The sequence below is a fragment of the Solibacillus sp. FSL W7-1472 genome (genome assembly GCF_037969775.1).
Lineage (GTDB): Bacteria > Bacillota > Bacilli > Bacillales_A > Planococcaceae > Solibacillus > Solibacillus silvestris.
The window spans coordinates 3390502-3403885 of record NZ_CP150208.1; the positions used below are offsets into that span (position 1 = coordinate 3390502).

The 13384-nt window shown below is 36.0% G+C and carries 11 protein-coding genes; 5 read left to right on the forward strand and 6 right to left on the reverse strand.

Annotated features, from left to right (window positions below; all coding sequences use genetic code 11):
• The first annotated feature begins 12 nt into the window (after positions 1–12).
• Positions 13–408 (forward strand): VOC family protein, encoded by a 396-nt coding sequence (locus MKY07_RS17015; protein WP_014822708.1) that lies wholly within the window; start codon positions 13–15, stop codon positions 406–408.
• A gap of 211 nt (positions 409–619) precedes the next feature.
• Here MKY07_RS17015 and MKY07_RS17020 read toward each other — a convergent pair whose 3' ends face one another.
• From MKY07_RS17020 to MKY07_RS17030, 3 genes are all read right to left on the reverse strand, one after another.
• The gene (locus MKY07_RS17020) at positions 620–1546 is read right to left on the reverse strand and encodes a polysaccharide deacetylase family protein (protein ID WP_339263226.1); all 927 of its coding nucleotides are present in this window, start codon (positions 1544–1546) and stop codon (positions 620–622) included.
• A gap of 4 nt (positions 1547–1550) precedes the next feature.
• Positions 1551–2921, reverse strand: coding sequence for a glycosyltransferase family 2 protein (locus MKY07_RS17025; protein ID WP_339263227.1), 1371 nt, complete (start codon positions 2919–2921; stop codon positions 1551–1553).
• Between the two features lie 93 nt (positions 2922–3014).
• Entirely contained in the window at positions 3015–3935 is a 921-nt protein-coding gene (locus MKY07_RS17030) for a glycoside hydrolase family 16 protein (RefSeq protein WP_339263228.1), read from the reverse strand.
• Positions 3936–4228: 293 nt separating this feature from the next.
• Here MKY07_RS17030 and MKY07_RS17035 point away from each other — a divergent pair, with 293 nt between their 5' ends.
• Positions 4229–4465, forward strand: a complete 237-nt coding sequence (locus MKY07_RS17035; protein ID WP_014822704.1) for a carboxypeptidase — start codon at positions 4229–4231, stop codon at positions 4463–4465.
• A 16-nt stretch (positions 4466–4481) separates the two neighbouring features.
• On the opposite strand, the gene MKY07_RS17040 is transcribed toward MKY07_RS17035, so the two are convergent.
• On the reverse strand, positions 4482–5642 hold the full coding sequence (locus MKY07_RS17040) for an MFS transporter (RefSeq protein WP_339263229.1): 1161 nt from the start codon (positions 5640–5642) through the stop codon (positions 4482–4484).
• Between the two features lie 448 nt (positions 5643–6090).
• Between MKY07_RS17040 and MKY07_RS17045 the strand changes: the two genes are divergently transcribed.
• Both MKY07_RS17045 and MKY07_RS17050 read left to right on the forward strand, forming a co-directional pair.
• Positions 6091–6279, forward strand: coding sequence for an SE1561 family protein (locus tag MKY07_RS17045; protein ID WP_173364527.1), 189 nt, complete (start codon positions 6091–6093; stop codon positions 6277–6279).
• Positions 6280–6533: 254 nt separating this feature from the next.
• Positions 6534–8072, forward strand: a complete 1539-nt coding sequence (locus MKY07_RS17050) for a fumarate hydratase (protein ID WP_339263230.1) — start codon at positions 6534–6536, stop codon at positions 8070–8072.
• 408 nt (positions 8073–8480) lie between these two features.
• Here MKY07_RS17050 and MKY07_RS17055 read toward each other — a convergent pair whose 3' ends face one another.
• A complete protein-coding gene (locus tag MKY07_RS17055; RefSeq protein ID WP_065217578.1) occupies positions 8481–9860 on the reverse strand; it encodes an L-cystine transporter in 1380 nt (459 codons plus the stop codon).
• Positions 9861–10075: 215 nt separating this feature from the next.
• On the opposite strand from MKY07_RS17055, the gene MKY07_RS17060 reads away from it, so the two are divergent.
• Positions 10076–11980 (forward strand): heavy metal translocating P-type ATPase, encoded by a 1905-nt coding sequence (locus tag MKY07_RS17060; protein ID WP_008405706.1) that lies wholly within the window; start codon positions 10076–10078, stop codon positions 11978–11980.
• A gap of 52 nt (positions 11981–12032) precedes the next feature.
• Here the strand turns inward: MKY07_RS17060 and MKY07_RS17065 are convergent, their stop codons facing one another.
• Positions 12033–13379, reverse strand: a complete 1347-nt coding sequence (locus MKY07_RS17065; protein WP_339263231.1) for a GntP family permease — start codon at positions 13377–13379, stop codon at positions 12033–12035.
• Between the last annotated feature and the right edge of the window lie 5 nt (positions 13380–13384).

Here is a 13384-nt window from a genome sequence, read left to right on the forward strand (position 1 = left end):
GGAGGGATTATTTTGGGAAGAATCATACATTTTGAAATTCATGTAGATGATATGGAACGCGCGAAAAATTTCTATGAGGCTGTTTTTGAATGGAGTTTTGAGGATTATAGTGAATATGCAGGCATGCCGTATTTGGGAGCGATTACTGGCGACGATCAATATCCGGGAATTAATGGTGCTTTAATGCAGCGACAAGGACCTTCCCCTGCAGAAGGACAAAGTGTTAACTCTGCAGTATGTACTTTAGGCGTAAGCAATTATGATGAAACCGAAGCAAAGATTTTAGCAAACGGCGGCAAAGTAGCAATGCCGAAATATGCGCTGCCAGGTATGGCTTGGCAAGGATATTTTCTTGATACTGAAAATAATATATTTGGTCTACATCAACCGGATCCGGAAGCAAAATAACATAAATTGAATTAGCGAACCGCTAGCTATTTTAGATACTACCATACTATGTGTAAGGATTTCACGAAGGCCTATTATGAATAGGTCCTTCGTAATTACAAGTAATTTTATTTATTATTGAGCGCAAAATTAAAGAAATTAAGCTTTAATCTCTTATCTAAGCCCTACCCTTTCATATAGTTGCGGGAAAGAACTTTAACTTACGGATTAGTTAGTTAGTGCTTTGCTCTAGAATATATTTAAAATCCTTTAAAGCATAAAATGGATAAATCCCCTGCCTAGGAATCTCAAGGATATGTTGAGATGATTCAGCGTAACCAGGCTTAATGGTAAAAGCCATTTTAATATCCAACTCTCTTAATATATCTAATGTATTGGTATTATAATTCCCGTAAGGAGCTGCAAAGGCTATTGAATTTCCTAACCATTCCTTTGCTTTAGCAATATCAGCCTTCACCTTTTCAACTTCGTATAATACTAAGTATGATTCTCCGTTATCGTAAACCTTATGAAAGGAGTGAGTATGGTTTTCATAATCAAAGACATCCGCTGCTTCTTTTAATTCTTCAATGCTTGCATATTGGTGATCGAGAGGGTTATATAAAATATTTTTCTCTGTAATTAAACTAGTAATGATAAAATTAACAGCATTATACCCATGATTTCGTAAAATTGGATAAGCAAATTCAAATATATTCTTATATCCATCATCGAATGTAATCAACACACTTTTTGCTGGCACTTTCTTCTGGTTATTCATAAAAGATTCGAATTCCTTTAATGATAAAACAGTAAAATTTTCATCCTTTAAATAATTCATTTGTTCAATAAATTGTTCAAGTGTCACGACTTCATCAATTATGTCCCCCGATTCTGTGAAATGGTGTTTTTTTAATTGATTCTCAGGAATAATTTGATGATACATTAAAACTGTTACCTTGTCGGCATACTCCTCAAAATCAGAAAAATTACGGTTAATTGAAATGGAAGAAATGTTAGCATTACTTAATGATTCTTTAGCTGCTACAAAGGGAACATCGAAAGATAAAATGTAATTGTAAAGTATATAACATAAAGGTGTAAATATAATGAGGAAAGAGAGGGTAAATAAAAAGTTTGATATGATGTATTTTTTCAATACATTAACCTCCGAGAGTATCTTTAATATTAATTTCCACTCTGGTATTAAGAATTATTGGCTGTCCAATACGTTCTGAAGGGTTCCATCCATCCTTTTTAAAAAAGTATAAAATTGTTCCAATCGAAACAAAAAATAACTCTGTAAGTCGATATAAGATTACCTCGAATGGTAAAAATAAAAACAGTAAAAATTTATCTTTTAAGCTATAACTGTGACCAAATCTTTTTGAAACTAGTAATGAAGCTATCACCTGCATAATTACCAATACAAATGAAATTATAAAAAGAATAAGGAAAAATTTAATATGATTTAAAGAAAAGAATATGAGAATTGGAATCATGAGGGTTGGGAAAGCCGAGAGTGTTCCAAGGAGTAGTGAGTCTAAAAGTAAGTAGGTTGATACTTTAAAATTCATTTTTCGATACAATGACTTACGATAGGTTATAATGCAATCCATAAATCCTTTTTGCCAACGGATTCGCTGGGTGTATAAACTTTTGAAACTTGAAGGGCATTCAGTATAACAAACTGCTTCAGGAACAAATACAATACGTTTATTCTTCAAACATGTGCTAATTAATTCATGAATCCTCAACGTAATGTCCATATCTTCACCTACGGTTTGTCTGAAACCTTTTATTTGATTTAGTATACTTCTTTGAAAAGCACCGAATGCTCCAGCTATCACTGTAATCGATCCTAGTTTTGATTGCGTAGTCTTGTGTAAATAAAATGCTGTCAAATATTGCACTACTTGATAGCGGATTATGCCCGGTATTTTAAAGAAAGGAGTTAATTTTTCATCACTGTGTTTAAAACCCTGAACAACTTTTACTAATCCACCCGCTGCAATTACTGAATCATCTGAAAATATTCGATTCATTTCATTTAATGAATTTTCCTCGAGAATGCTATCGGCATCTAATGTAATTACAATTTCGTTTATCGCAAAGTCTATGCCAGCATTAAGAGCATCTGCCTTTCCACCATTACTTTTGTCAATTATCCAGATATTGTTATACTTTTGCGAATGGTAAATTTTCTTTACCTTTCCATAATTTAGTAACCCAGAATTAAATCTGGGGGTTTTAATTAGTCTAAGATGTTTGTGGAATATTTCAAGGGTGTCATCAGTGGAGCCATCATTTATAAATAGGACCTCAAAATTGGTATAATTTAAATTTTTAATTCCAACCAAACAATTTTCAATTACAAGTGCTTCGTTATATGCAGGAATTAATATGCTAATCCCCTTCTCCTTTGAAGGATGACCATACGCTTGCTGGCGGAGAGTATACAATGGTACAAATATATATAATATATGGAACAATATAAAAATACAGAAAAGACCAATTGTTATAATTAAAAACATTATTATAACCTCCAATTTCACAAAAGCATTTCTTGTGGGAAGAAAAGTAAAGAACCCTATTAATAATGTTTTTTGGTAAAAACATTATTAAAATTAATTTACTTTATTTCTTTTAAAAACTTTTACATAGTCAATTTCATAAATGGCCGGAAAACCCGTAGTATGATCCGGAGATCCAGGCCAATTCCCGCCAACAGCAGTATTTAAGTATAAATACATATTCACATTAGGAATATACATAGTGGATTTAAATCTTTCAATACCATCAATAAACCACGAAATTGTATCTGGCGCCCATTCAATACTAAAGGTATGGAATTCTTTAGAGAAGTCTTCACCTGTATAGGAGGAAAAATCACTCTTTAACTTCCCATTTTCACCTAGCCAATGTGAAACCATCCAGATTTCATTGGGTTGGTGACCTAACATTTCCATAATATCTATTTCCGGCAACCAAGTATTTTCCTTATCTGTTATCAACCAAAAGGCGGGGAATATCCCTTGACCAGTTGGTAATTTAGCCCTCATTTCAGCTTTTCCATACAATAAGTCAAATTTCCCTTTTGTGTGAACTGCACCAGAGGTATATTTCTTCCCTTTATACCTTTCATTTTTACTTATTAACTTTAAGACACCGTCTTCAACCTTGACGTTATTAGAAGTGTAATATTGTAGTTCATTATTTTTCTCGGCTGCGAAATCTTCTATATTCCAATTGTTTATATTTATACAATTGTCCTCAAATTCATCTTGCCAAATCAATACCCAATCATCATGATTTGAAGTAATTTGTTTTTTTGGTTCATTATTAGGGATATTAAATGTAGGAGTTTCTTTTAAACAACTTTTATTATCGTTCGGTAATAATATTGTTTCTTCAGATTTTTGAATACCTTGCTCAATTAGAGGTTTAAGTATTTTATCCTCGGTATCATTAAAAATAAATTTAAGTAGGGTGAGGAACATTACCAAAGAAAGTACTGTTAAGAAAAAAAATTTATAAAGTCTCTTCATTAATTCTCTTCACTCCCCAATTAAGATATTCTACTTAAATAAATAATATGCCAAAACACCTACACTTTAGAAATAATTATTTTAATTAAAAAGGTTTCGTATATCTTTTGAAGCAATATATAAGGATTAGTGAAACAAGAAGTTAATAATCTAATAAATTATTGGAGTTAATTAATAACCTGGTGCATAAATGCAGTTTCCAGAAACTTCGTACTTTTTAATATGAATTATTTTACAAGACCCCCCACTGCTTTACTTTTCATGTAAAATAGTAATCGCCAGGAGGTATTAATATGAAGAATTTTCTATTTGTAGTAATCACTTTTATTATTTCTTATTGGGCGATTTCATCTTTTGCAGGCCTCATCTTTCAAAGCAATGATGAAAATTCAGCAACTTCAGCAAGCTCACTTCAAGCTGCTGTTACATTTGGTGGTGTAAACTATTTAAATGTGTTCATCTACATAATTTTAGCAATGATTTTTACCGCAATAGTCTTCTTTTCAGTAAAAAGCAGACGTTCCAAGTAAGAGAACGTCTGCTTTTTTATATAGCTATTTTTTTCGATTTGCCAAAAAAGAGTATGACCACTGCAACTGTCAGCAGCATGACCGAAATAACAAATAAAAATCCGCTACTCGGGAAAACTTCCAAATATAAACCGCCTAAAAGCGGACCAGTTAAACTGCCTAAACTGAAGAATATACCACAAAGCAAGTTCCCTGTCGGCAGCAGCTCTTTCGGAGTCAAATCGGTCATATATGTAATACCGAGTGAGAACATCGAACCGACACACATTCCTGCACAAAAAAAGACAGCAGCTACAAACAGTTCCGAATGCTCAAAGAAATTGCCTATTAAGAAAAATATGCTTCCGGCAAAGAGCCCTGAAACAATGACTTTATGTCGACCAATTTTATCACCTAATGCACCAAGCGGAAATTGCATAACAATCGCTCCGATCGAAAAGCCAGCCAAAATAATAGATACAAATGCTACGTCAAAATCTTTTCGTAAAGCATACACCGGAAATAAAGCATTCAGTGACGATTCTAAAAAGCCATAAACAAACGGTGGCAAAAAGGCAATCCATCCGTATTTTATAGCTAGACTATAACGTTTGATACCTGATTCATTTGCATCTCCTGCCAACGCTTCCGGCTTTTCATTTTTCACGAAAAAGATTAACGACCATGCTAATAAACATAATGCCGACGAAATAATAAACGGAAAGCTTTCCGATATTTTAATTAGCGGGACAAACAATGGGCCAACAGCAAAGCCTACTCCAAAAGATATGCCGTATATTGACATGCTTTTACCGAGTTTATGTGTAGCTGTAGTTGATGTAATCCAAGTCTGTGTTGAAAAATGCAGTGCATGATCACCGATGCCAATTAACAGCCGGAGTATAAACCAAAACATGACACTTTTCCAAAATGGAAATAAAAACAGTGACATGAAAACGAGTGCCCCACCAAATAGGATAATAGGTTTATACCCATATTTGCGTAATGGCTGCTCGATAAACGGCGAGATCAATAATGTTCCTATGTATAAGCCTGTGGCATTCAAACCATTGAGCGTTGAGGATACGCCATCCCCTTCAAAAATCACCGAAATCAGAGGTAAAAGCATTCCTTGCGAAAATCCTGAAATTGATACAATAATAACTAAAATTGTAAACCTGCGCTGTTCATAACTCATTTCAATTTTCTCCCTTAGTTCATACAATTCATCGTATCACAGCTTTTAGGAGAAATAAAAGTAAACTCAAAAACCCCAGCTAACTTTATCTCTAAAAGTTAACCGGGGTTTTAAATATCACTATATTCCATTTCTGCGTTGCGTAAACAGTCGTATCGGCGAATAGCCGTAAATGTTTAAACTTCCTCCTTTTCTTGAGTTTGTCTATACATGTTTTTTCCGACCATCTCCTTCGTATTTAAGTATGAATTTACTTTATCATAACACTTCATTAATGTAAATATTCAAAATTAACAGAATGTTAAAATAATTAACAAGTACTATACAATTTCCTATTTTTTAAAGTTAATTTAATAGGTTAGTCCGATATATACTATAAGTTGTTGTTTAACTTTTAGAAAATAGCGTAGTATAATATTAATAAGTCAATACAAAAGGAGCATCATACATTATGAAGCCAATTACAAACAAAGAACAGCAAGTAACATATTTAAAAGAACGCCTGGAAATTTTCCTTGAAGTGCTTGATGCAATCGATCCTGAAACGACGGAAATTGAAGATATTGATCGCTTAATTCAAATGATGGATGATTTAGAAGAAAAAATGGATCAATTCCAATCCCGCGAAGATAAATAGAAAATTCAGCAATACCTGTACACTGGGTATTGCTTTTTTCATTCTTTTGACTAGTTCTGCTATTATTCGCCGTTTTTTCTTTTAATCTGACAAACATTCATGTAAGCGCTCTTTTTTTTCCACATTAAAAGAGTTATAATGTAAGATGGTTTATTAAGAAAGACATAACATTCATTTCTTCGTGAAAGTTTTGTTCTAACTTATATCAATTTTATTGATCAAAATACACATATTTTTCTGGGGGGAAAAATAAGATGGCATACTTAGAAACTTTAGAAAAAAGTCTTTATTCTTTAGTAACTGAAACATCTACTAACTTACCAAAAGACGTTCGTCGTGCTATTAAAGCTGCAAAAGAGGCAGAAAATGCTGGTACACGTGCAGCGATGTCTTTAGACACAATCACTACAAATATTGTAATGGCAGAAGATAATGTATCTCCTATTTGTCAAGATACGGGTCTACCAACATTTAAAGTATATACTCCGGTTGGCGTAAACCAAATCGAAATTAAAAAAGCAATCCACACTGCAATTGCTGCAGCTACTGGTGATGCAAAATTACGCCCGAATTCAGTTGATTCATTGACTGGTAAAAACTCTGGAACAAACATTGGCGCTGGACTTCCAGTAGTAAAGTTTGAGCAATGGGAAAATGACTATATTACAGTGAAGCTTATTTTAAAAGGCGGCGGCTGTGAAAACAAAAATATCCAATATTCTTTACCTACAGAATTAGAAGGTTTAGGCCGCGCTGGTCGTGACTTAGACGGTATCCGTAAATGTATTTTACATTCTGTATGGCAAGCACAAGGACAAGGCTGTTCTGCTGGTTTCATCGGAGTTGGTATTGGTGGTGACCGCTCTTCAGGTTATGATCTTGCAAAAGAGCAATTATTCCGTCATGTTGATGATGTGAATCCAATTAAAGACTTAGCAAAACTAGAACAGTATATTGTAGAAAAATCAAATACATTCGGTGTTGGTACAATGGGCTTCGGCGGTGAAGCAACATTACTAGGTTGTAAAATTGGTGTAATGGACCGTTTACCAGCTTCATTCTTCGTATCTGTAGCTTACAACTGTTGGGCTTACCGTCGTATGGCAATCGATATCGATCCGGCGACTGGCGAAATCACAAACTGGCACTACCAAGAAGGTGAAAAAATCACTTTCCGTGATGAAGAAAAACAAGAAAACTCGGACAACAAAGTAGTTGAATTGGTTGCACCGATTACTGAAGAAAAAATTCGTTCACTTAAAGTTGGGGACGTAGTAAAAATTTCTGGCCGTATGTATACAGGTCGTGACGCAATCCATCACCACTTAATCGGTGAAGATGTAGAAGCGCCAGTAGATTTAGATGGTCAAATTATTTACCACTGTGGTCCGGTAATGGCGAAAGACGAAGCAGGCAACTGGGTCGTAAAAGCTGCTGGTCCAACAACTTCAATTCGTGAGGAGCCATACCAAGGCGACATCATGAAAAAATTCGGTATCCGTGCAGTTATGGGTAAAGGCGGTATGGGACCAAAAACTCTTAAAGCTTTAGAAGAACACGGTGGCGTTTACTTAAATGCAATCGGCGGTGCAGCTCAGTACTACGCAGACTGCATTAAGTCAGTTGACGGTGTAGACTTAATGGAATTCGGCATTCCAGAAGCAATGTGGCACTTAACTGTAAAAGACTTTACTGCAGTAGTAACGATGGACTCTCATGGTAACTCATTACATGCTGATGTAGAGAAATCTTCTTTAGATAAATTAGCATTGCATGCAGAGCGCGTATTCTAATAGTTATGAAAAACGACTTCTTCCTAAATGGTTGAAGTCGTTTTTTATTTCCTTATTATAAATTACATATAATTCTAACTATTCTTTTTATTGGTATGCTATACTATTTTATTATATAAGGTATAGGTGGTGTTATATGCTCTATATTAAGATATTGATTAATGCATTATTTATAGCTGCCCAAATACACGTGAGTACTAAATATCAGTATAGACGCAGCTTTCTTGTTGCCCTTTCGTATACAATTTATGTGATTATTATTCTCCCTTACGTAACCTTTGAATATATATATCTATATCTTTCATTAATGCTTTGGCTATTTTTCAGCGCATGTTTTTTTATGCGGGATCGATTGTTTGGTTAAAAAAAGCAGCACAGAATTTGTCTGTGCTGCTTTACTTTTTCATGTTATTGAACTAATTGTGTATCGGCTGGTTCATTGTAGATTGTTGTATCGAGCTCTTTTGTTGCACGGCTTGATACGACACCTGAAACCATTGACCCGCTTACATTAAGCGCTGTACGACCCATGTCGATTAAAGGTTCTACCGAAATTAAAACACCTGCTAACGCAATCGGTAAATCCATTGCAGATAAGACGATAATGGCTGCGAATGTCGCACCACCACCTACACCTGCAACACCAAATGAACTAATCGCCACAATTAAAATTAATGTTGCGATAAAGCCAGGTGTTAACGGATCAATACCTACTGTCGGTGCAATCATTACTGCCAACATTGCCGGATAAACACCCGCACAACCATTTTGCCCGATTGAAAGACCAAATGAAGCAGCAAAGTTGGCAATGCCATCCGGAACACCAAGACGCTTTGTCTGCGTTTGAATATTTAACGGTAATGCTCCTGCACTTGAACGTGAAGTAAATGCAAATAGCAGTACTTCAGCTGTTTTTTTCAAATAAGTTAATGGACTTAAACCTGTTAATGCCACAATGATTAAATGCAGAATGAACATAGCGATCAGTGCAACATAAGAAGCTAGGATGAATTTACCTAAATCCATAATCGCCCCTAAATCACTCGTTGCAACGGTACGTGCCATAATGGCAGCTACACCATATGGAGTTAAACGTAAAATAATACGTACAACACCCATGATTAAACCGTAAAGTGCATCGACACCTTTTTTAACATTTGCCGCCGTTTCTTCTTCTTTTCGACGGAGTGTTAAATAACTAAATCCTAAAAATGCTGCGAAAATTACAACCCCAATTGTTGATGTTGCACGAGATCCTGTTAAATCCGCAAATGGATTTGCAGGAAACATTGATAAAATCTGTTCAGGTAAAGGTGTCACTTCTGCCGAACGTTCAACCAATGATTCACCACGTGCAATTTCAGCCTCACCTTGCATAATTTGAGATGCATCTAAGTCAAATAACACTGTTGATGCAATACCTAAACCAGCTGCAACAGCAGTTGTACTGATTAAAACTGATAAAATAACCGCTGCTGACTTACCTAAGTTTTTACCAAATGTCACTTTTGTAAATGCAGCTAATATCGAAATGAATACTAAAGGCATTGCAATCATCTGCAGTAACTTTACATAGCCCGTTCCGACGATGTTGTACCATGGCACAGTTTCATTAATGGCATCCGACCCTACCCCATATGCAAATTGTAATCCTACCCCAAGTATAATACCTAAACCTAAGGCGATAAAAACACGATTTGAAAACTTAACATGCTTTGTTTTAAGGAAATATAAAAAAGCAATGACAATAAGCAGCAAAGCAATATTAAGCAATACGTAGAAATTCAAAGTATACTCCTCCAATTTTATAAATGTACTTCATTATATTACTCTATAATCCTTATAAGTCAAGTAGGCATTATTTTTTTTAATTCTCTATTGTATGTTATTTACAAAATAAATGACCTATATTATAATTATTATAAATAAGAAATAATTCTAATCTAATTGAAATTCATTATCAGTCCTTATCAATAGTAATAATCATTATCAAGGAGGTATTTATGATTAATTCTAATCGAGAAAACTTATCATTAAATGAGAAAATCTTAGAACACAAAGAATTAATTGCAGCTTTAGTATCCGGCTTTATCATTTTGCTCGCGTGGCGAATGGAGTCAACAGAGCAAACGACAGCCGCTGTAATCGCATATTTAACAGCATTCTTTATCGGTGGATATGCAAAAGCAAAAGAAGGTATTGAAGATACAATAGAAAGCAAGTCTTTAAATGTAGAAATTTTAATGATTATTGCTGCCATTGGTTCTGCTATTATCGGTTACTGGATGGAAGGTGCTATATTAATCTTTATATTTGCCTTAAGCGGCGCACTTGAAACATATGCAATGAATAAAAACAATCGTGAAATCTCTTCATTAATGGACCTGCAGCCAGAGGAAGCATGGCTTGTACGAGGCGGATTTGAACCGATTAAAGTTTCCGTAAAAGATTTGAAGGTAAACGATCATATATTAGTAAAACCAGGTGAACGTATACCGGCAGATGGCGAAATTTATAAAGGTATTTCAACAGTTGATGAGGCAGCGATTACCGGTGAATCAATGCCTATTACGAAAAAAGCAGGTAATGAAGTTTTTGCCGGTACAGTAAATTTAAACAGTGTGTTAACTATAAAAGTAACAAAGCCTAGTTCCGAAACATTGTTCCAAAAAATCATTACACTTGTTCAATCTGCACAAAGCGAAAAATCACCTTCCCAACAGTTTATTGAACGCTTTGAAAGTGTGTATGTAAAAGCAGTATTATTGGCCGTAGCACTCATGATGTTTTTACCGCACTATTTATTAGACTGGGATTGGACGACAACTCTTTACCGCGCAATGGTATTACTTGTTGTTGCTTCTCCTTGTGCATTAGTTGCTTCTATTATGCCGGCTACCCTTTCAGCGATTTCCAATGGTGCGAGAAACGGGATACTTGTTAAAGGCGGTGTGCATTTAGAAAATTTAAGCTCGATCCGCGTATTGGCAGTAGATAAGACTGGTACATTAACACAAGGAACACCTGTTGTGACAGATTTTATTGTTCGTGATGATTTAGACAAACAGCAGACGTTAGCTTTAATAGCAGGGATTGAAGGACAGTCAAACCATCCCCTTGCACAGGCGATTAACGCATTCGCAAAAGAGCAGGGTGTCATCAACGAGCAAAATATTACCATAGAAGATATTCCTGGTTACGGAATGAAAGCGCAGTTTAATGAACAATCCTATATAATCGGAAAACCTGACTTTGTTGGAGCAAAATTGGCAAAACAATTTGCTGATGGAGCGCTCGAACAATTAGCGAATGAAGGTAAAACAGTTGTATTTCTTAAAGATCACCAAGGCATTGCAGCACTTATCGCCCTTAAAGATGTCGTTCGGGAAGAGGCAAAAAAGGCGGTAGCTGCACTGCAAGAGCTAGGTATTAATGTAGCCATGCTGACTGGTGACAATGAAACAACCGCAAAAGCAATTGCAAAAGAAGCTGGTGTTTCGACTTATGTGGCGGAGTGCTTGCCGGAAACGAAGGTCGAGCATATTAAGCAATACGAAAAAACATCCGGCCATGTCGGCATGGTTGGTGACGGTATCAATGATGCCCCTGCCCTTGCTACTGCCTCCGTCGGTATTGCAATGGGTGGCGGTACAGATGTCGCACTAGAGACAGCGGATGTAATATTAATGAAAAACGACTTATCTAAAATTGCCCATGCCGTTAAGCTTTCGCGAAAAATGCAGCGTATCGTGAAACAGAACATTATTTTTTCATTAACGGTTATTGCTCTGCTGATCATTTCGAACTTCTTCCAAGCAATCAGCCTTCCTCTAGGCGTTATTGGTCATGAAGGCAGTACAATTTTAGTTATTTTAAATGGATTACGTATGCTAAGTAAAAATGTTTAGTCCAATAATAAAGGTGCATCCCAACAACAGGATGCACCTTTTGCTTTCTCTATTAAACTAGTACAAACCATAATGCCATTGTGAAGATAATTGTCGTTAAACCCATCAGCAATGTTGCCATCGTTTGCGCTTTATATGCATCCGTAACTTTCATTCCGCTGTATTGAGTAATTACCCAGAAGAAACTATCGTTTACATGACTAACTGTCATAGATCCCGCACCAATTGCCATAACGACTAATGCTAACGGCACTGCCCCTTCGATTCCTAAAGTCGGTAGCATCGGTGCGATTAAAGAAGATGTAATAACTAATGCTGCAGTTGATGAACCTTGCGCTGTTTTTAGAGCAGCGGCAATTAAAAACGGAATTAATAAAAATAATGCGCCTGTTGCTAATGCACCTAAATCCATTTCCTGAAGTTTATCACCGACACCTGTATTTTTAATAACCGTACCAAATGCGCCACCAGCACCTGTGATTAATAAAATTGGCGCTGCTTCTTTTAAAGCTTCACCGATCCAGTTTGATAATGTTTCTTCACTCATTTCAGGCAATAGTAAAAATGCAGCAAATACCCCTAGTATTAGTGCGACTGTCGGTGAACCGAGGAATCTGAAGAATGTATTAACTCCCGCTTCCGGGTCACCTACTAATGCAGCGACAGAACCTGCCCCGATCAATACAATCGGCAATACAATCGGTAAGAATGACTTGAATGTAGAAGGCATTTTACCAAACGACTTAATAATTTCATCGTAATCCAATGCCGGCTCATCATCTGCCTCAACCCGAATTTTCGATGCTACTTTCGTCGCCCAAATATAGCCTACGATTGTTGCTGGAATAGCAACGATTAATCCTATTAAAATGATTGTGCCTAAATAATCTGCTGCACCAATATTTCCAGCAGCCGCAATCGGTCCTGGTGTAGGCGGTACGAGTACGTGGGTCGCATATAAACCAGTAGCTAAAGCAACTGCCATTGAAGCAATTGTTACGCCTGCGCGTTTAGCCAGCGCTTTCTTTAAACTCGTTAAAATGATATAGCCTGAATCGCAAAATACCGGAATGGATACAATGTAGCCAATGATCGACATTGCTAATTGCGGTCGTTTTGGTCCAATTACCCGCAATACGACTTCAGCCATACGATATGCAGCGCCGGATTTTTCTAAGATAATTCCAATAATCGTACCTGCTACGATGACGATACCAATGCTCGTCATCAGCCCTCCAAACCCTGTGTTAATACTTTCTACAACTGTTAACAAAGGCATACCCGCTGCAATACCAACAAAGAATGAACTAATTAATAATGCAAGAAAAGGATGCAGCTTTAGTTTTGCCGTTGCAAAGACAATGAACAACACACCAATCAGAATAATTAGAAACAACATTTCTC